16 protein-coding genes and 1 riboswitch are annotated in these 19,043 nt (G+C 43.8%); of the genes, 6 read left to right on the top strand and 10 right to left on the bottom strand.

Annotated elements, in window-relative coordinates:
- Positions 1-348: 348 nt before the first annotated feature.
- The 4 genes from MTR11_RS10420 to MTR11_RS10435 all read right to left on the bottom strand — a co-directional run bounded on the left by MTR11_RS10420 (position 349) and on the right by MTR11_RS10435 (position 5,891).
- Positions 349-1,614, bottom strand: a complete 1,266-nt coding sequence (locus tag MTR11_RS10420) for a DUF1835 domain-containing protein (protein WP_243327468.1) — start codon at positions 1,612-1,614, stop codon at positions 349-351.
- A 366-nt stretch (positions 1,615-1,980) separates the two neighbouring features.
- Positions 1,981-4,146 (bottom strand): polysaccharide biosynthesis tyrosine autokinase, encoded by a 2,166-nt coding sequence (locus MTR11_RS10425; protein WP_243327469.1) that lies wholly within the window; start codon positions 4,144-4,146, stop codon positions 1,981-1,983.
- Positions 4,147-4,201: 55 nt separating this feature from the next.
- On the bottom strand, positions 4,202-4,642 hold the full coding sequence (locus MTR11_RS10430) for a phosphotyrosine protein phosphatase (RefSeq protein WP_031780663.1): 441 nt from the start codon (positions 4,640-4,642) through the stop codon (positions 4,202-4,204).
- Positions 4,643-4,772: 130 nt separating this feature from the next.
- Positions 4,773-5,891 carry a polysaccharide export protein gene (locus MTR11_RS10435; RefSeq protein WP_006740798.1) on the bottom strand — a complete coding sequence of 373 codons (1,119 nt, stop codon included), beginning with the start codon at positions 5,889-5,891 and terminating at the stop codon, positions 4,773-4,775.
- A 455-nt stretch (positions 5,892-6,346) separates the two neighbouring features.
- On the opposite strand from MTR11_RS10435, the gene MTR11_RS10440 reads away from it, so the two are divergent.
- Positions 6,347-7,240, top strand: a complete 894-nt coding sequence (locus MTR11_RS10440; protein ID WP_176319819.1) for a hypothetical protein — start codon at positions 6,347-6,349, stop codon at positions 7,238-7,240.
- Positions 7,241-7,309: 69 nt separating this feature from the next.
- On the opposite strand, the gene nfsA is transcribed toward MTR11_RS10440, so the two are convergent.
- On the bottom strand, positions 7,310-8,032 hold the full coding sequence (gene nfsA / locus MTR11_RS10445) for an oxygen-insensitive NADPH nitroreductase (RefSeq protein ID WP_243327470.1): 723 nt from the start codon (positions 8,030-8,032) through the stop codon (positions 7,310-7,312).
- A gap of 195 nt (positions 8,033-8,227) precedes the next feature.
- Here nfsA and MTR11_RS10450 point away from each other — a divergent pair, with 195 nt between their 5' ends.
- The gene (locus tag MTR11_RS10450) at positions 8,228-8,869 is read left to right on the top strand and encodes a MarC family protein (protein ID WP_046875716.1); all 642 of its coding nucleotides are present in this window, start codon (positions 8,228-8,230) and stop codon (positions 8,867-8,869) included.
- A 179-nt stretch (positions 8,870-9,048) separates the two neighbouring features.
- Complete coding sequence (locus tag MTR11_RS10455) at positions 9,049-9,921, top strand: patatin family protein (protein ID WP_005397800.1); 873 nt, start codon at positions 9,049-9,051, stop codon at positions 9,919-9,921.
- 53 nt (positions 9,922-9,974) lie between these two features.
- On the opposite strand, the gene gbpA is transcribed toward MTR11_RS10455, so the two are convergent.
- From gbpA to MTR11_RS10470, 3 genes are all read right to left on the bottom strand, one after another.
- On the bottom strand, positions 9,975-11,438 hold the full coding sequence (gbpA, locus tag MTR11_RS10460) for an N-acetylglucosamine-binding protein GbpA (RefSeq protein ID WP_243327471.1): 1,464 nt from the start codon (positions 11,436-11,438) through the stop codon (positions 9,975-9,977).
- A gap of 105 nt (positions 11,439-11,543) precedes the next feature.
- Positions 11,544-11,644, bottom strand: a riboswitch (cyclic di-GMP riboswitch).
- A gap of 271 nt (positions 11,645-11,915) precedes the next feature.
- On the bottom strand, positions 11,916-12,416 hold the full coding sequence (locus tag MTR11_RS10465; protein WP_047009633.1) for a fasciclin domain-containing protein: 501 nt from the start codon (positions 12,414-12,416) through the stop codon (positions 11,916-11,918).
- Between the two features lie 80 nt (positions 12,417-12,496).
- Complete coding sequence (locus tag MTR11_RS10470) at positions 12,497-13,978, bottom strand: cryptochrome/deoxyribodipyrimidine photo-lyase family protein (RefSeq protein WP_243327472.1); 1,482 nt, start codon at positions 13,976-13,978, stop codon at positions 12,497-12,499.
- Between the two features lie 108 nt (positions 13,979-14,086).
- Here MTR11_RS10470 and MTR11_RS10475 point away from each other — a divergent pair, with 108 nt between their 5' ends.
- Positions 14,087-14,392, top strand: coding sequence for a DUF6482 family protein (locus tag MTR11_RS10475; RefSeq protein WP_006740792.1), 306 nt, complete (start codon positions 14,087-14,089; stop codon positions 14,390-14,392).
- 70 nt (positions 14,393-14,462) lie between these two features.
- Here the strand turns inward: MTR11_RS10475 and MTR11_RS10480 are convergent, their stop codons facing one another.
- Complete coding sequence (locus MTR11_RS10480) at positions 14,463-15,443, bottom strand: rhodanese-related sulfurtransferase (RefSeq protein WP_047009631.1); 981 nt, start codon at positions 15,441-15,443, stop codon at positions 14,463-14,465.
- A 323-nt stretch (positions 15,444-15,766) separates the two neighbouring features.
- Here MTR11_RS10480 and MTR11_RS10485 point away from each other — a divergent pair, with 323 nt between their 5' ends.
- Positions 15,767-16,258 (top strand): GNAT family N-acetyltransferase, encoded by a 492-nt coding sequence (locus tag MTR11_RS10485; RefSeq protein WP_243327473.1) that lies wholly within the window; start codon positions 15,767-15,769, stop codon positions 16,256-16,258.
- Positions 16,259-16,316: 58 nt separating this feature from the next.
- On the opposite strand, the gene MTR11_RS10490 is transcribed toward MTR11_RS10485, so the two are convergent.
- Entirely contained in the window at positions 16,317-17,612 is a 1,296-nt protein-coding gene (locus MTR11_RS10490; protein WP_243327474.1) for an alpha/beta fold hydrolase, read from the bottom strand.
- Between the two features lie 210 nt (positions 17,613-17,822).
- Here MTR11_RS10490 and MTR11_RS10495 point away from each other — a divergent pair, with 210 nt between their 5' ends.
- Complete coding sequence (locus tag MTR11_RS10495; RefSeq protein WP_243327475.1) at positions 17,823-18,980, top strand: D-alanyl-D-alanine carboxypeptidase family protein; 1,158 nt, start codon at positions 17,823-17,825, stop codon at positions 18,978-18,980.
- The last annotated feature ends 63 nt before the right edge of the window (positions 18,981-19,043 follow it).

Below are 19,043 nucleotides of genomic sequence, written 5' to 3' on the forward strand. Positions count from 1 at the left end.
GTAGCAGTGGAGTGAGAAAATACGAAAGAATAATCCTCTAAATGGTTAATAGATGTGAACTTTATCACTAATAAAAATGGAGTTTTAACCAAATCTTAACTATTTGACTGGTCGAAAAGTTTGTATTTTAACACTTTTATCGAACATACAACCGATAAGAAAGAGTATTTACATTTATTTTTGGTAGTAAATGGAGTGCATATTCTTTCTAAGAAATGTTACTCGTGCATAACTATCTAGATTTTATTCAGGCTAGAAGTCGTCTCTTTTTGACTGTTTTTGTATTGGGCTGAACACAAGGGGCTAACGAGCCGTCTATGCCCCTGCTTATGTTACCTATCCGCTGAATCAATGATGGTTGGTCAATGTAGATAATTGGAGGTGATCCCAACTCCAATAATTCTGATTGGTATTGCTAATACCCCCAACCCAATAGCATTTCTTCGCTCGTATGAAGCCTTCCAAACAATGCTGACCAGCCTCAGTGATATGGACGCTCTGTTCCCACCAGTCCCTTTCACGTGACTCAATCGTGATTAAAGGCGTTTGACCTTGTGCTAGAGGGAGGAGTAAGGCGTAAAACATCACATCGCCCAGGTAAGGTAGAGGTTCACGTTGTTGATATTGCTCAAACCAATCTTTGATGAGAATTGAACGATTTTGAGAACTTAGGACCTCTAATGCAATCTGCTGAGTCAAGCTTAATCCTGTTTGTGAATGAGGTAACTCTTGCATATGGCGTATTAGCACGTTGAGCATATTGGGTAAGCAATCTAGATCATGCTGCTCGATCAAATTAACCATAGAGATGGGTGTCGGTGATGTGACAGCGTGCCAGGAATGTTTAGCCTGACTGAATAATTTGGCTGTCACGGGTTTACGGTATTGCCAACAAGCGCGAATAGCTTCTTCAGGCAACTGCCCAAAGCCGATGAATCGTTCAGTGCCCGGGAACTGGTTCAACTCAATGATCTCTATCACTTTATTCTCTACATTCTCTAACTGTGTTAGAGCACGAATTAGCATCAATTGATCATAGCTGTCATGTTCGACCCAAAAGACGATTCGTTCAAATGTATCACTGAGCAGCGTATCAATATTAGCTTGCTCAAATTTGACAATATCTTGCACTGAATCCTCATGCTTCATCACGGGCAGCAGAGTCTCTACGACATATTGGGCACGAATGGCAAGGAAGTTTTGTGGTGTTGCTGGGATTGGACCCATACAAAGCGGATCTATTAGGGCTAAAAATGTCCCCTCGAATCCGCTGTCTTTAAGCCGTTGCTGAATATCATGCCCACAGCGGACATGGAGCGTTTTTAGTTCGCTATCAAGAGGAGGGAAGTGATTTTTGATGGCGTCTTTGTGAGCTTCTAACTCTTCGACATGCGCTTTTAATTTACTCCAACTTGGTAAACCTAATTCTCTGGCTAGCGAATGTTGAACGTCAGCTAATTGAATTGTATTGGGAGCTAATGACTCTGGTTTGGAGTGAAATCGCTTAACTCGATCCAACATCTCATCATCGTGTTGACGTATAGCTTTGAGCCTTTTTTTAGCAACGGATTTTTGTTGGTTAATGTTGATTAAGAAGCTATTTGTAGAGTTCATTTTTCACCTTTCTTATCTCTTCCACACTCGCCTAAATAGAAGCTAAAAAGAAGGTAAAAACAGATTGTTCCTGCTATACAGAGCAGGGTAGAAGAGTTGCCGTGAACCAAGTTCTTTCCGCGAGTGTTGGGGGCTTTAGGCGTGAGCAGACTGATAGTAGAGTTTCACAATCCATCATGCAACTATTCATGAGAGAGCTGCATCACAAAATATCAGCCCCATTAAAGAAGTGCTGAATAGTTTGACAGCCAATGCCTATGTAGATGCTAACAACCATCCGTTTTCTAGTAGATATGCATTACAGGATCCAGTAATAAAAAAGCCCTGCTAGGTCTAGCAGGGCTTTGTAATACATGTAGATATTAATTACTCGCTCTTGTAAGCGTAGTTATAGTAACCGTAACCATATCCGTATGAGTTTGACGCTTTCTTCTCTACGGCGTTTAGAATCACGCCTTTTACTTCCACGCCGGATTGTTCAAAGCGGCCTTGTGCGACTTCAATTTCCTTCAAAGTCGTTTGATCAAAACGAGCTACCATCAGTGTTGTTCCTGCGATTGCACCAACAATGCTTGGGTCGGTAACCGCGAGTACAGGCGGCGTATCGATGATCACAAGATCGTACTGCGCCGACATTTCGTCAACAAAGCTCTTAAAGCGAGGATGCATCAAAAGCTCTGACGGGTTTGGTGGTACTTGGCCACGAGTAACCACATCTAGATTGTCGATGGATGTTGATTTAATGATATTGCTATGGGATGTCTTGCCGCTCAAATAATCAGAAAGACCGTTATCCCAACGTAAACCAAAACATTGCTGCAAATAACCTTTACGCATATCCGCATCGATAAGCAGTACTTTCTGACCTGTTTTCGCAGCGACGGCTGCAAAGTTTGTCGATACGAACGTTTTACCGATAGATGGTGCTGGACCTGAAATCATAAGAACATTGTTCTTCGCTTCCATCATCGCAAAGTGCAGGCTAGTACGAAGACTACGCAGGGCCTCGATGGAAAGATCGGCCGGGTTAGCTTCAGCAAGAAGGACTAGCTCATCGTTGCTGCCTTTGTTTCGTTTAAGCTTGTTTGCAAATTCCAGTTGTTGAATAGATTTTGGAACGCTAGCGTAAACAGGCATACCAATCTGCTCAATTTGATCTGGTGTTTCTACACCACGGTGGAATGCCGCACGAATTAATACGAAAGCCACGCCTACCATGCCGCCAAGCAGTGTTGCTAGCACAACGATAAGCGCTTTTTTCGGCTTGATTGGCTTAGAGAACGATTGAGCGTTATCTAAGATTCGAACGTTGCCAACGGTTCCTGCTTTAATGATGTTGAGCTCTTGAACCTTGTTCAATAGCTGGATGTAGATTTGTTGGTTTACTTCTACATCGCGCGTCATGCGTAGAACTTCACGCTGTGTTTTCGGTAACTTTTGAACTTGTTTATTAAGACGCTCTTTCTCTTTGAGTAGCGTCTCACGTTTATCAAGCAGAGATTTATAAGCCGGGTGATCTTGTGTAAAGCGCTGGCTGATTTCACTCTCTTTGAATGTCAGCTCATTTAACTGCGCTTCTAATTCAACCATCACTTTAAGCGTTGATTGAGCTTCAAGGCCTAAGTCGATAGATTCATTTTCTTGACGGAATCGATTTAAAACGTCTTCAGAAGCGGTCAGTTTTGTTTTGATGTCTGGAAGGTGACCTTTCAAGAACTCGAGACTTTGCTCTGCCTCTGCTGAGTTTCTTTGAACGTTTTGCAAGAAGTAGTTCTGGCTAATGTCGTTCAAGATAGCTTGAATCTTAGCGCGATCTTCACCAGAGAAGCTTAAAGAAATAATCCCGGTTTGCTTACCACGTTCGCTTATCGATAAGTTTTCTTGAAGTTTATTAATTGCATCTAATTTGCTGACTTTACTCACGGTAAACGATGCGCCGTCTTGCGCTATCATTTCTGTAGCTAAGAATTGATAGCCGTTCTTTTCAATGAGCTCGCCAACCTTACCCTCTAAAATGACGTTATTGTCATCTTCTATAAGTCTGAACGTCTGTTTTTCAGAATCAATAACTTCGAGAGTTAGAGGAATTCCAACTGCGTAAGAAGGGGTATTAAATCGTGAAACGCTCAGACTGATTTGTTCGCCTTGCAGTCGAGCTAAGCCCTTACCGATGATAGGCATGTAATTCGGAGAGACGACCGTGGTTAAGTTGAACTTATCAACTGTACCACCCAAAATCATACGAGATTTAATGATCTCAATTTCTGTTGTCGCTGATGACTCTGCTGAAAACAGCTCTCCCATATCACCAACCATCGCTGAAATACCACCGGAGCTCTTACTTTCAATTTGGATAAGAGCATCAGCTTTGTAGATAGGTGTTGATAGAATGGCAACGCCGACGCCTATAATTGAAAATAGGACTACGGTACATAGAATGAGCCATTTGGCATCAAGAATGATCCCAAATAACTTTCCCAAATCGATCTCATCGTCGGCTTGACGTGATTGCTTAATAGTTTGTGTTGTCATTACTTTAACTTCTTAAATACCTTGCCATTGGCGTTTATTTATTTAGCCTTGCGGCTTATAGTTTTTGAGACCACGCTTTTGCTGCTTTTTCTATAAGCGTATAAGCATGTTCGAAGGCTTCTCTACTTTGTCTGTATGGATCAGGAATGTTTTTTTCACTTATCCATTGTCCAAACAGCATCGTTTTGCCTCGTGCCTCAGGAGCGACTTTGGTTAAGGCTTCTAAATGACCTTTTTCCATAACCAATATCAGATCGTATTGAGCGCAAAGCTCAGGTGTTAATTGTCGTGCTTCGTGTCCATCTAAGCTTACGCCATGTTCGTTCGCGATGGTGGTTGCCATATCATCAGCAGCTTTTCCTGTTAAATGACTTTTATCCACCGCGATTCCCGCTGACGCGACATGTTTGTTTGGTAGTAAAGACTGCAAAAGCCGCTCTCCTGTTGGAGAGCGGCAAATATTACCTACACAGACGACAAGAATATTAGAAAACAAATGCTTACCCTATTTTAAATTGTATGCCTATGATCCCAACTGAATTGCTTGCTTCTTTATATTGCACAATTGAGCTACGTAACTATTGAATGCGTACCGCAAGAGATAACTTTCTTGCGGCACGTCGTTTTTACGGCCAAGTGCGTACTCGTAGTACACCTTCGGTTAATTCGTTAAAGCCGGAAATGGTTGGAACAAGTTGAGCAATAACGCGGTTCCAACGGCTAACAGGCGCGGCTGTTACATAGACTATGTCGTATGGGTTGAGATCAAACTCTGTTCCAATCACCAAAGCAGAAGCATCAGAAACATCCAACTGATAAATGTCCGCCATTTTAGCTTCTTCTTTTGAACGTCTGATGACGAAAACGCCAGTAGCATCGGCGGAGATTTCATTAATACCACCAACGCTACTTAGAGCTTCAGTAAGGCTCATACCGCTGCGATCAATTTTGAGTAGTTTTGGATCGTTAACTTCGCCCATAACAAATACTTTTTGTGCATCGTTACGGGGAATATGAACAATATCACCTGGCTTTAGAAGACGGTTTTGAGTTAAGTCGCCTTGTTGCATCAGAGCATACAAAGAGACATTTTCAACCACACCGTTTCGCGTCAGTGTTGCATTACGCCAATCGGCTTCGGCTGCCAGTCCGCCTGCTCTATTCACGGCATCAAGAAGAGTAAGAGGAATGTTTGTGATTGGTTGTTGCCCTGGCTTGTTTACTTCGCCAGTCACATAAGTCTTTTTAGAGCGAAATGCTGCAACGCTTACATCGACTTGCGGGCTCTCAATGTATTTTGCAAGACGGTTGGCAATGTCTGCACGAATTTGGCGAACGTTTTTACCTTCAACGTGTACAACGCCAATGTAAGGGTAGAAGATCGTGCCATCCGAATGCACCCAGTTACCTGCTTCGGCTGAACTACGATATGAGCCAGCTGGGATCGTGAGCTCTGGGTGGTCCCAAATAGTAATATTTAAGATATCGCCAGGTCCTACTTCGTATTCATACTTGGCGATTTCAATATCTAACTCTGGATTTGGCTTTGAAAAAGGATCTATTGAATTTAAAGAGGTCACTCGCTCCAAAGTTAAAGGATAAACCGTAACCTGCGATTCTATATCACTCGATTCAGTGCTCATTACTGTTTTGTCACTGACCGAAAGATGGCTACCAGGCAGAGTACACCCTGTAAGAAGGATAGGAAGTACTGATATCCCCAAAAATTTATTAAATGTGTTCATTGGTTTATAACTACCGAAAGAAAGTTTGCCGACTGAAATTGATTCATTCTAATTGAACTGCATTTCATCAATGTTGACGATTTACTGCAGTTTTAAGCCTTTAGAAAGCGAGTCCATTCAGAATTATTTGTGTAATAAACACTCCAAATGGCTGCTAGCGACTTAGAGCTCTTAGTTTCATTTATGAAGGTGAAAAATCTACCCCACAAAAATAGTCAACCATTATCCATCTGGTTGCAATAAAGGCAACTACATACTTAAAAAATACTTACGAATACATGACAAAATTATGTCTATTTAGCGTTATTGAGATGAATGCATGATTTTGCACATGTAAACAGGCAGGAATGTGAAAAAACTCATGCCAAAGTTGTATGCATCCTATTTACACCATATGCAACTGCCGTTATGCTTCCTGTTGCGGTCGGATATAACAACAAATATTGGAGCTAATTTTGAAAATCAAACTTTTAACGGCAAGTGTGGCTGCAGTCCTACTAGCAGGTTGTGGTAGTGACAGCGATCCTGAGGTAAAAACATACTCAGTACAGGCTTATGATCCAGCTGTTATCGGCATGGAAGTCTCTTACGACTGTGGTGGAGATTTAAAAGGTAAGGCTGATGAACTGACAACAAACTACAAAGGTATGGTTGGCTATGCGCGCATTAGTCACATAGATGTAGTTAGTGCTCCAAGTGAGTGTACTTTCACATTAAAGCACACTGATAAGAGTGTAGATGCATCTAATGGTAAACGTATTACAACTGATTACAAAATTCCAAAAGGTCTAGCGCAAGCAGATGCACCTGTAACAGGTTCACCGTTTACTACTCTAGTAACGGATACTTTGGAAGAAGGTGCAATTTACACGCCAGAGGTTGCAGAGCAAGTGTTTGCTGACTTAGGTCTTGATGTCAATGCGATGGGCGTTTCAGTTAATGATTTGCTTCGCAATACTGAAAGTGTAGTTAAGCAGTTAGATGAGAGTGGTGATGCTGCAACAAAAGCATTAGCGACTAAACTGGTTGCTACAGCGAATGTAGTTTCAGATGTCATTAAAGCGAACCCTACGGCTTCTCCGAAAGCAATTTCAGTAGCAGCTAAAGCTGTAACTGAAGAGGTAATTAAGAAGAACCCAAATTACCCTAAAAATGATTCTGGTGACGTTATCTACGTAGAGATATCTGAAGAAGATACTAAAGATGTTGTTAACCAGGTTGAAAAAGAGATCGAAGCAGGAAAACCTGTAGATGATTTCAAACCGGTAGTGCCACCGATTCCAGATGCGAAGCCAGGCAAACCAGTTGATCCTGTTGATCCGCCATCAGGTGGTTCAGGCGGTAACTAAGCGAGTTTTTGCTGATAAATTCTAAAGGCCTCTTCGGAGGCCTTTTTTGATCCTATCGTACTGTGGTCATCACCTTTTAGTGAGCCCTTTACTGTTTAAGTAAGGCAGGATGTGTGGACGTGATTCGCCAGCTAGTTTACTGGTGACTTCTTGTGACCAAGTGCTTTGTTTTTGATTGCTCGAACGGTTTGCATAGTAGTTTTGCATGGTTTGGTCATAAGCCTGAATATCATCCAAATTTAGGTCTTGATATTGATTCTCGTGCACCACGACATGAGCAGGTAGACGTGGCTTAACTTCAGGGGCTTGATCTGGATGACCAAGACACATACCAAATAAAATGGCGGTATTTTTAGGTAAGCCTAATAACTCGTCGACTTTTTGAGCATTGTTTCGTAAGCCACCAATATACACGCCTCCTAGTCCCATAGACTCTGCAGCAAGTAAGCAGTTTTGTGCCATGATGCCAGAATCAACAGCACCGATAAGTGTTAACTCGGTGAAATCAGCTTGAACATCAGGATTGATAGTGGCGTGGCGCTGGTAATCAATGCAAAACACCAAAAACTCAGCAGCGCTTTCAACGTACCCTTGATTCCCCGCATATTGTGCCAATAGCGTACGCTTTTCTTTATCAGTCACGCGGATAATTGAGACGACTTGCAACATACTTGATGAAGACGCCGCAAGGCCAGCTTGTAGAATCGTTTCTAATTGTTCGCTTTCAATAGGTTGCGAGGTGAACTTTCGAATTGAGCGGTGATTGAGAATTGTTTGTATCGTACTGTTCATGGTGACTTAACATCCCCTGTTATATGTAAAGGCTGAAGCCTCACCTTAGCGATATTTAATGAGTCGGTAAACTATCTCAAAAGAAAAACAATGCTTAGCGCATAAGTGTGAAGATGAATAGAGAATACATCACTCGTTCTGCTTGAGAGCGTATATACTGTTTTTAGAATCAACAATTTAACTGCAGTGGAAAATATGAAAGAACTCATCGTTCATACAGTCACGGTGTTTATGGGCTTCTTTGCGATCATGAACCCCATCGCCAATATTCCTATCTTTTTGAGTTTAACGGCTGATGAGGATAGGGAAACCGTACGTTCCATGGCGCTTCGTTCGGTTTTTATTGCATTTGTCATCATTGCGATATTTTCGATCGCCGGTAAATTAATTTTTGATTTGTTTGGTATCACGCTGTACGCCTTGCGAATAACGGGCGGTATCTTGGTGTTTTTGATCGGTTTTAATATGCTTCAAGGTGATTCGACGCATCAGAAAACTAAAGAGAAAGCGTATTCTCCAGCGCAGCAGCAGGCGGCGTTGAGCATTGCCGTTTCTCCACTTGCGATGCCGATATTAGCAGGGCCTGGAACGATTGCTACCGCGATGAACTTTGCTACGGCGGGTGGTTTTGATCAAACCATTATTACCATCGTTTCTTTTGCTGTGTTGTGTGTTATTACCTATATACTGTTTTTATTTGGAGACAAATTGGTCAAAGCAGTTGGACCGAGTGCTCTGAACGTCGTGACGAAAATGATGGGCTTAATCCTAGCGGTTATCGGTACTCAAATGTTTATTGATGGCGCGGGCGAAGCCTATAAAACTGTTTTCTCTTAGGCGTTTCCCTCTCGTCTAAATCCACACCTACATTTCTAGCAGGTGTGGATTTTTTGAACTTTAGTTTTCACTTTCTAAGAAAGAAATAAATAGACTTCACCTATTTCAATAATAAGAATATTCAATTGTTTTGATTGCACGAATTTCATTACTCTTTTGGAAAGAATAATGGGGGAAATATGGCAACAAAAGCAATTGTAGTGGAAGGTGGCGCGATGCGAGGTGTCTTCGCAAGCGGAGTGCTAGATGCGTTTTTAGAGCAGAGTTATAAACCGTTTGATTTTGCCATTGGTGTATCTGCTGGCGCATCAAACTTGATTGGTTATTTGACCGACTATCCGCATCGCAGCATCAATGTCATTACTAAGCTGGCAACGAGTAAACGCTTTTTTGATCCGACTCGCTTCGTTAAAGGTGGGGATCTCATTGATGTGAAGTGGCTGTTTGAAGAGTCTAATCGTTTGTATCCCGTCGATGAAAATAAACTGTTTAATGGTATTCCTTTTCTGGCAGCGACGACGAATGTAGATACAGGACAGGCAGATTATTATCGCGTGACGCGTGATAATTTTCATCATGCGATTGAAGCGACAACAGCGTTACCCATTGCATACAAGCATACCCCTTGCTTTTCTGGAGGCTGCTATACCGATGGTGGGGTTGCAGATTCTATCCCAGTGCGTGAGGCTTATCGTCGCGGGGCTCGCGACATAACCGTTGTACTTTCTCACCCGCTAAATTATGCCAAGAAGCCAGTAAAAACCACATGGTTGATGAAGAAGTTATTTGCCGAACATCCTAAAATGGCGGACGCGATGTTAAGACGTGCAGATAACTACAATCAATCGTTGGAATTTATTCGTAATCCTCCACCGGGAACGCATGTCAGAGTGATTGCACCACCAGATAATTTTCCTGTTCAGCGCTTATCAATGCGACAAACCGTTCTATTGGAAGGTTATGAAATGGGGCTGATTGAAGGGCGGGCTCATTTGGCTAATTTGTCAGGTGTTCATGGTTTAGATCGGGAAAACTGCCATTTTTGCGTTTGATAATGAAAGAGCCTCATAGCGAGGCTCTTTTTACTTAACGTTCAAAGGGCGATTTAGTTGACTTTATCCCAAGCCATTTCCCAATGTGAACCTGTTCCTGGTTCGTATTGGTTTGCGCTTTCTTTCCACTGTACACAGTAACCAGAGTATGGGAAGGGTTTACATTGGTAAATGGCACCGTCGCTTGCAAGCACTTTTGTACCCGCCGTGTAGCTAGATAGCCCTTCAGGGAAGACAAAATCGTACTCGCCAGATGGTGGTGGCGTTACTGACTCTTCTTTTAAGTGAAAGTCGAGCGTTTGCTGATCCACCAAGTTACCATCTTTGTCTTTAATACGAGTCACGAGCATATGGTGACCAGGCTCTGATTTGCTTAAAGCGAGCGATACAGCCTCCACCGAGCCGTCTTTCATTTCGTCTGCCCAGCTTGCAAGTGGCTCACGGTGGTGATTGTACACGGTGAGTTCTGCGTTTAAATCGCCTTCAGCAGTTAGTGTCAGCTCCAACGTTGTCGGTGTTGACTCAATAATATATTCGTCTGCTAAGCCATCTACTGTGAGTGAGTACTCTGGAGCGGGAGTTTCTATCTTGTAGCCGATTTCTACACGCTCAAGGCCGCTATTAGCTTGCAGATACACCGGGTTAGTACCATAAACAGGAGTGAATTTATCCTCGGCATACTGTCCAGCTTGCAGTTTAGTTTGCTCTTGGTTGATCTTCGTTGCTAGAGCGTAAGACCAGTTTTTCGCTTTGCCCATGACTGCATCGGTAATTTCTAGCTCGGTTCGATAAGCTATGTTTTCACCCGCCTGATCAAATACGCGTGTATAAACCGAATCTCCAACATTTAAATCCATCGTCGGAATAATTTGACCGCCTTGCGTCCAATCTGGAATGACTGGACTGTCACCATCAAATTTCACATCGATCACGTTATAAAATGAAGCCGCTGTGTCGCCAACATCCCATACCGCCAGAATGACGTGATACCCCTCTCGCGTAGGCACATTACATTGATGGCTCACCTGTTTTGGAGGTTGAACCATATTGCCGTCGACTACACAGAAAGGAGTCAGATCAAACGAGTCGCGTGATAGTGAGGCATTTGGGTTCCAATCAGGTTTGGTGATGTAATATTTCCAGTCACGCGTCACATGGTTAGCTGTAAATGTCCATTCAAAAGTCTGTGTACCTGATTGAATAGGACGTTTAACCCAGCGGTCGGCAGTTTGTTCATCAAGAGCGGCAGCTAGAGCGGTTTCGGCACTTGCTATTTTTCCATCGCGAGGCCCTGTTTGTGGAAAACCATCAGGACCTTCAACACTTTGTGGCTCGTATTGAATGGCACCGCAGTTATTATTTTTTTCGTTAGTATCAGATGTTGGATACTTACATAGTGCCGAGCGACTTGCAGCGACACCATCATTGGTTTCTGATACGTAGCCGTGAGCCGCAGCACCTGAGCTAATGCTTGCAAGTGCTAACGTAAGTACGGATTTGGTTGGGAAGGATTTCATCACATGTCCTCTGTTATGGCTGACAAATTAATGTCACACCTCGGCGCATGCTGAGCACGAAGCAACGCTGCATGAATCCATACTTTGGATAATGTAGTGTTGCAACATGGCAACCCCGCTATCATGAGCATTACTTTTGATGATGGAATGCTGACAGACCGGAAGCTTTGCGTCCCACCCTTTCGAATGGTTTGCCGAAATGTGATTGAGCAGCCAAAATTTAGCTCAAGAATTTACATGTGGAAAAGTAAACGACACTGACATGGAATCATGTTCTCAAATTGAAAGGTAACGGTACGCCAACCTCATTGATATTGTGCTTTTTTGTTTCTAAGGTATTGGTTTTGATGTTGTTTTTGTCTTTTTGATAGCTGGAGTGAATGAGTGATTGGTTGTTGGGTCGAAGGTGGGAGGGGCAGTATTAAGGATAGAAGAAGCACCGTTTAAAGGGCGGAATATACCGCCCTCTGAATCATTTTATTTAGGCATAATGACGGTATCAATAACATGAATGACGCCGTTTTTAGCTTTCACATCGGTTGCCATTACATTTGCACCATTGACCATGACTTTGTCGCCCATGGTTTTAATCATCACATCTTGGCCCTGAACCGTAGTCGCTTTGTCCAGCTTAACAACATCGGCAGCCATTACTTTCCCTGGGACGACGTGATAAGTCAAAATGGATACTAACTTGTCTTTGTTTTCCGGCATTAAGAGCATATCGATTGTACCGTCAGGCAGTTTTGCAAAAGCGTCATCCGTTGGTGCAAAAACAGTAAATGGGCCTTCTCCTTTGAGTGTATCGACTAGATCAGCCGCTTTCACTGCAGCGACAAGTGTATTGAAAGAGCCGTTTTCAGTGGCAACGTCGACAATATCAGCCTTCATCATGCCATGCTCATGAGCCTTGACGGGAAGCATAAAAGATAAAGTCGCCATCAATGTAGCCGTGATAACCAAGATACGTTTAAACATAATGTGTTCCTTACGAGTTGGGGGTACAACGGTTTCCCTAGAGAATGTCTTTGTTTGTACGCATCTAAATGAAAAGATGATCAACGAGCCCTGCTTTCTTTCGATGGCCTCACGTGTCGCGTTAAAATCCGTTTGCCTTCTTGTTTTACATCGGCCCGTTTCCGCCATGCCCATAGACGCTCCCTTGCGTCTTTAGCTGCGCTATTTAGGTCGACAATAGGCGCTAGGTAACGGCTATCCGGTTTCAAGTGGTACATGACGGTTTCCATCTGTGTCATTGTCCAGGGCTCGAACAATAGTGGGGTGGGGACCATTTGCAATTCAGGCACCCATTTATAGATGAACGCGCCATCAGGGTCATGTTCTTGGGCTTGCTTAACCGGGTTGTAAATCCGGATTGTATTGGTCCCAGTTACCCCGGCTTGCATTTGGAATTGTGGGTAATGAATACCAGGCTCAAAGTCGAGGAATAGTTGCGCTAAATGCGTCACGCCAGTTCGCCAATCCGTGTTCATGTGATGAGTGAGAAAACTAACCAGCATGGCACGCATGCGAAAGTTAATGTAACCAGTGTGGTGCAAACAGCGCATGCAGGCATCAATCAAAGGTACGCCAGTATGCCCGGATTTCCATGCTGCTAACTTTTCTTCATCGAAAGTGCTACTTTGTTTAATCAACGATTCGTAAGCCCGGTTAACACAGTAAAACTCCATGTCGTATTCCGACTCGAATTTCTGTATGAAATGGCAGTGCCAATGCAGCCGTGAAGACAACGCAATTAAGCTGCGACGAAACCCAACAACTTGCCAGTGTTTCAATAGGTACTGATAAACTTCACGCAAGGATATATTACCCCAAGCGAGGTATGGAGAAAGGCGAGTACAGGCTGTACGTGAGGCTGTGGGACTAGAAATGCTTCGATAGTAATCACGACCTCGACGATTGAAAAAGTCCTCCAGTGTTTTCCAAGCGAGTTGGCTTCCTCCCGTTTGCATTCCTTTGCATTTTGATAGCCAGGATGAAGGTGGCGAAAACGCGCAGCCGAGTGATTCTGCATCCAATGAATGCAACAAGTTGGTTTGCAGCTCAAGAGGGCTTATGGAGGCTCTCATGACCAAATCCCAATGTTTGTCCCAACCCTGCCGGTCTTTTGCTCCTCTAATAACAGCACCGTGCTCGAACTCAAACCACGTGATGTTCTGCTCATGCAGCCAGTCGGCAATTTGCTTATCGCGCTCAAAGGTGCAGTTGAGCCCTATTTCCTGATGAGAAAACACAGCGTTGATTTGATATTGCATTTGAATTGATTGAAAACATGCTAAGGCATCGCCAAACAGAACCGTGATGCGGTGTCCATAGGCTTTGAGCGTCTCATTCATGTCTTGCAATGATTGCCAAACAAATCGCCAGTGACGCTCAGAATAGTGAGGGTTGTTTAACAGCAACGGTTCAACAATATATAAAAGTACCGTTGGGTGCTTTGACGACAATGCTTGTGTTAAGGGCTGGTGGTCAGTCAGTCTCAAATCTCGTTTTAACCACACGACATTGATTGTTTGCATCGGAATCCTCTTTGTTTCCGATGTTGTACGCAAATGATCCGAAGAGATCTCACCTAATGATCGGTTTTGTTCATTAAAACGTAGAGGTTGCTCACAAGGAGGTGAGATATGTCGATACCACTGAGTAAGTTAGAAAAGTTCTTCTACGTAGATAAATTGATCATTCACTCGCTTGATCTCGCATTGTATCAAGCATCTGTCGTAGTTGATGGGAAAGCGCAATTCATCACTGATGACAACGGTATCTTTTTGAGGGCTCATTCCCTTATCGAGATGCAAAAGAAGTGCAAGAACATCAAAGCAAATAAGCAGGTTTTAGTACATCAAAGTGCTTATGATGAGATGGTGGGGCTACCCGAAGGCAAAAGAGACAATCAACTAGAGGTTTTGGTGAGGGATACAAAATTGTATTGAAAGAGTGTTGGTGCATAGTAAAAGCGAGCCACCTTACGGCAGCTCGCTTAAAATAGAATTAGAGTTGAGCTTAGTCTTGTTTACGCTGAGCTTCTTTTTGTGCGTACTTAGCGGCACGTCGAGCTTCTCTTTGCTTGGCACTTTCGCCACCAACATGCTGCTCGCCTCGTTGTTCTGCAAGAACAATTTGTTTTTCACGTTCGCGGAATCGAGCAATTTGTTCTTCTGAGTGTGTGCCGTGACATTTCGGGCAGCTCACGCCTTGCTCGAACAAATCAGACTGTTTGTCTTCTTCAGTGATCGGTAGACGACAAGCGTTACATAAGTCGTAATCTGCTTTTTCTAGCTGGTGGTTTACTGCAACACGGCCATCAAAAACGTAGCAGTCACCTTCCCACATGCTCTCTTCTTGAGGAACTTCTTCAAGATATTTAAGAATGCCGCCTTCTAAGTGGTAGACCTCATCAAAGCCCTGTTCTTTCATGTAAGCAGTTGATTTTTCGCAGCGGATACCACCGGTACAGAACATCGCCACTTTCTTATGCTTTTCCGGGTCCATGTTTTCTTTTACATAGTCTGGGAATTCACGAAAGGTTTCAGTATTTGGGTTTACAGCGCCTTTGAATGTGCCGATCTCGATTTCGTAATCATTACGTGTATCGACAACAAACACTTCAGGATCAGCAATAAGATCGTTCCACTCTTGAGGTTTCACGTAAGTACCCACTACGTGGCGAGGGTCTATGCCTTCAACACCTAATGTTACGATCTCTTTTTTCAATTTCACTTTGGTGCGATTGAATGGCTGGGTCTCAGAGTACGACTCTTTGTATACGGTGCCTGTCAAACGAGGCTCGTTGTTTAGCCACTCCAGTAGCGTATCAATACCTGCACGATCAGAGGCAACAGTGCCGTTGATGCCCTCACTTGCCAGCAGTAATGTTCCGCGAATATGGTGTTTTTCCATCAACGCAAGTAATGGCTCGCGTAGTTCTTGATAGTTATTCAGCTCAACAAACTTGTACAGCGCACAAACTACATACTGACTCATGAGGTTTCCTTTAAAAATACAGGTGGTCAACGACCTTAAAATTTTAGCGGCACGAAGTATACCTGACTAAATTAGTCGGAAATACGGACAAATTATGCGGATATTATGGCTAGGCGGGATGTAGCGGTGTTTTGATGCGGCAAAGCGTCACGCGGGTAAAATCGCTATGTGTTCAAATTATAAGCATAAATTGCAGAGAACAAGGTAAGTTGAACTCGACACTTTTGGTTTAAATTTGTACTGTGATTCCTTCTTCGGCTCTTCATTAAAGTTGTGCGCAAGAGCTACAAAATAATAATCGGATCAGTTGGCAAGGAAAGGACATGCAGCAGTTTTATATCAGGCGGCTGAGGGAAGAAGATGCTCCCTTGCTCAAACAATTACTCGTTGAACTCGATACATCGCACTATGAAGCTGAACCGAACTTCTATCGTCCACCCAAGGAATTGGCGCAACTAAGAGAATCATATAGCACCTTCGAAAAGTATTTTGACGGGAGCGTGAGCGCTTTTATTGCTTGCTCGCAAAGAAAGGTCGTCGGTTTTATCTCTGGTTCGGTTCGTAACGTTCAGTCGCTGATTTCACCAGAAAAACGCGTTGGCTTTATTAATGAGCTTATTGTTTCAGAGAACCATCGAAACTTAGGAATAGGTTTATCGCTGATGGATAAGATGGAAAGTGATTTGTGTGCTCAAGGAATAGAAGAAATCGGCTTAACCGTGGCGTCATTTAACCATGAAGGTGAGGATTTCTATCATAAAATGGGCTACCGGGTGATGACGAAACGTATGACCAAGCGCGTAAGAGATTTGTAAAAACAAGATGGTAGGAATGAAACGCCTCTTACTTCTAGAAGAGGCGTTTTTATAGTATTTATTTCAAATTAGCGGCGGTTTGATTCCCCATCGCAATTAACTTATCTAAAACGCGTTCACCGTCGGCACGTAAACCGTTGTGCTCGTACTCGTTAGTGATCCACGCTTTTGAGTTTGGGATTAACGCGAGCGTTTCTCGGCTGATATCCATTTCCACAAACATATCATCGGCGTAAACGGCGCAACTGACAGGCACTTTGTTTTGAGCCAGTTGTGTTTGATCGTACAGCGCAGTCCAATCTTCTTTCGCAGCCAATATTTCAGCAGCATCTTTTAGTGGCTTGAGGTTGACGTATTGTTCGAACATCCATGGGAAGACCATTTCCCCCGTAAAGTAAAATGGCTTGCCAGGTTCATAATTAAACTCTGAACGGCTTTGGCGAACACGGTGAGCACTCCAATTCGACGCAAAGCCTTGGCAATAAATCGATTCATGCAAAATGGCGTAAATCGGGTTGGTTTGGAAGTTTTGCTGCGCCAACATATCGTTCAAGAACTCATAACGAAGTTGTTTTTTGCCGTTCACTTCAATCAATGCACTCTCTAGCCAATAGTAAGTGGGCAAGACAGTATCACTCACACCAAAGTTGATGCCGATTTGTTGAAATTGTTCCACCGTGAAGCGTTGACCATTTGGTAGATACTCTTCATTTTCCAGCAAGTGATTCGCAATGTTTTGGCAGAGTTGTTGCGCTTTTGGAAATTGCTGGAAGAACGCTTGGTTTTTCTCCATGGTGCGTTTGAAGGTGGCTTCATACACATCGTCGGCATGACGCGAGAGTGATGGCACGCCACCTGTGATGTAGCTTTGCAGCAAGCTGTCTGGGAATAAAGACACATAGGTGAGGGAGCAAAAACCACCAAAGCTTTGACCTAAGATCGCCCATTTTTCGACGCCAAATTGCTCTCGAATGTACTCCGCGTCGCGCACGATGTTATCCGCTCGGAAGTGGCTTAAGTACTCGGCCTGTTGTTGCGGCGTGAAATGAGCCAGAGTCTGATGATTAACCATCGAACTATTGCCCGTACCGCGCTGGTCGAGAAGCAAAACTCGGTACTCTTGCAGCGCGCGTTTTACCCAGCCGTTATTGCCGTTTTGACGCGGAGAGGGAAAGCCCGGTCCGCCCTGAAAGTAAACCAACCAAGGTTTGGTCGATTCTTCATCGCCAACTAGGCAAACCGCACGGGCGAAGACTTCAATGGTGCCTTTGCTCGCGTCTTGGTAATCCAGAGGAACGGTAAAACTGTGGGGAGTGTAATGCAATCCTGCGTCGATAAATGATTGAGCGTTCATTGTTATCTTTATTTCCTTATTGAGGGGTAGCGCTACTTTACTGCGAATGGCGCGAAGAACCAATGCTATTTCCCAATTGCCTCTTCAGTTCTATACCTTGGTCAAATCAATGTAAGTTCAAGAAAATGAAACGATTAGCGACTGGTGCAACTGGTTGAGTGAGCTATGCTCAATAGAGTTGCGACAAAGTAAGAGCATGGAGGAAGTCGGATGAAAGTGTCACTGGCTCGATGGATTATTGTGACTTGTTTAATAAGCGTACCTACTTTTGCCGTTGTTACGCCCAACCCACCTCAATTAAAGGCGAAAGGTTACGTATTAATGGACTTTCAATCCGGTGCCATTATTGCCGAGCATAACGGGCGAGCTGGCCTTGCTCCAGCTAGTTTAACCAAGTTGATGACCGCTTACGTCGTTGGACAAGAAATCAAAGCGGGGCGTTTGAAATGGGATGATGTTGTCACCGTGAGCGAAAACGCGTGGTCGGCCAAGTTTCCCGGATCTTCTAAAATGTTCATCAAACCGAAAGATGAAATTAGTGTTTCGAACTTAATGCGCGGTGTGATCATCCAATCGGGTAATGACGCGTGCGTTGCACTGGCTGAGCACGTTGCTGGCAGTGAACGCGGCTTTGTCGCCTTGATGAATGGTTGGGCGGAGAAGTTAGGGCTGCAAGACACTTATTTTGTAAACTCCCATGGTCTCGATAGTGAAGGCATCCAAACCTCACCTACCGATATGGCAAAACTCATGCAGTCGATCATCAATGATGTTCCCACTGTGTATGCGCTATACAGTGAGAAAGTCTTCAAGTGGAACGACATTACGCAGTACAACCGCAATAAATTACTGTGGGACAATTCCATTGATGTCGACGGGGGCAAAACCGGTTACACCAGCAATGCGGGATACAGTTTGGTGAGCTCCGCCAAAGAAGGGAAAATGCGGTTGATTTCGGTAGTGATGGGCACGCCAAGTAAACAGGCTCGAACGAGCCAATCCAAGAATTTACTCAGTTATGGTTTTCGTTTTTATGACACCAAACAAGTTGCCAAACAAGGGCAGGTTGAGTCTAAAGTTCGCGTTTGGAAGGGAAATGACAATCAAGTTGAGGCGATCTTCGCCAAAGATGCCTATCTCACTCTGCCTCGTTCTATGACGGCTGGGCTTGATAAGAGTGTGGTGTTAAATGAACCGTTGATTGCGCCGCTCGCGCAAGGAGATGAAATTGGTAAGGTCGTTTGGAAAAGCGATGACAGTACCGTGGCGAGTTATCCCCTGGTCAGCAGCCAAGCGGTAGAAGAGGGCTCGTGGTTCGGTCAGCTTTGGGACAGTCTGGTGCTGTGGGTGAAATCGTTCTTTAACTAGAATAAAAACGAGCAGAAGTGTCTTTCTGCATTCTTTTGTTGATGGCCGCCCAGCTAAACGCTG

Source organism: Vibrio sp. CCB-PB317, assembly GCF_022808245.1.
Taxonomy (GTDB): Bacteria; Pseudomonadota; Gammaproteobacteria; order Enterobacterales; family Vibrionaceae; genus Vibrio; species Vibrio diabolicus.

Excerpts from the sequence above, each read along its gene's own strand:
- MTR11_RS10420 (WP_243327468.1), bottom strand. The coding sequence starts at position 1,614 with ATGAACTCTACAAATAGCTTCTTAATCAACATTAACCAACAAAAATCC.
- MTR11_RS10425 (WP_243327469.1), bottom strand. The coding sequence starts at position 4,146 with ATGACAACACAAACTATTAAGCAATCACGTCAAGCCGACGATGAGATC.
- MTR11_RS10435 (WP_006740798.1), bottom strand. The coding sequence starts at position 5,891 with ATGAACACATTTAATAAATTTTTGGGGATATCAGTACTTCCTATCCTT.
- nfsA (WP_243327470.1), bottom strand. The coding sequence starts at position 8,032 with ATGAACAGTACGATACAAACAATTCTCAATCACCGCTCAATTCGAAAG.
- MTR11_RS10450 (WP_046875716.1), top strand. The coding sequence starts at position 8,228 with ATGAAAGAACTCATCGTTCATACAGTCACGGTGTTTATGGGCTTCTTT.
- MTR11_RS10455 (WP_005397800.1), top strand. The coding sequence starts at position 9,049 with ATGGCAACAAAAGCAATTGTAGTGGAAGGTGGCGCGATGCGAGGTGTC.
- gbpA (WP_243327471.1), bottom strand. The coding sequence starts at position 11,438 with ATGAAATCCTTCCCAACCAAATCCGTACTTACGTTAGCACTTGCAAGC.
- MTR11_RS10465 (WP_047009633.1), bottom strand. The coding sequence starts at position 12,416 with ATGTTTAAACGTATCTTGGTTATCACGGCTACATTGATGGCGACTTTA.
- MTR11_RS10470 (WP_243327472.1), bottom strand. The coding sequence starts at position 13,978 with ATGCAAACAATCAATGTCGTGTGGTTAAAACGAGATTTGAGACTGACT.
- MTR11_RS10475 (WP_006740792.1), top strand. The coding sequence starts at position 14,087 with ATGTCGATACCACTGAGTAAGTTAGAAAAGTTCTTCTACGTAGATAAA.
- MTR11_RS10480 (WP_047009631.1), bottom strand. The coding sequence starts at position 15,443 with ATGAGTCAGTATGTAGTTTGTGCGCTGTACAAGTTTGTTGAGCTGAAT.
- MTR11_RS10485 (WP_243327473.1), top strand. The coding sequence starts at position 15,767 with ATGCAGCAGTTTTATATCAGGCGGCTGAGGGAAGAAGATGCTCCCTTG.
- MTR11_RS10490 (WP_243327474.1), bottom strand. The coding sequence starts at position 17,612 with ATGAACGCTCAATCATTTATCGACGCAGGATTGCATTACACTCCCCAC.
- MTR11_RS10495 (WP_243327475.1), top strand. The coding sequence starts at position 17,823 with ATGAAAGTGTCACTGGCTCGATGGATTATTGTGACTTGTTTAATAAGC.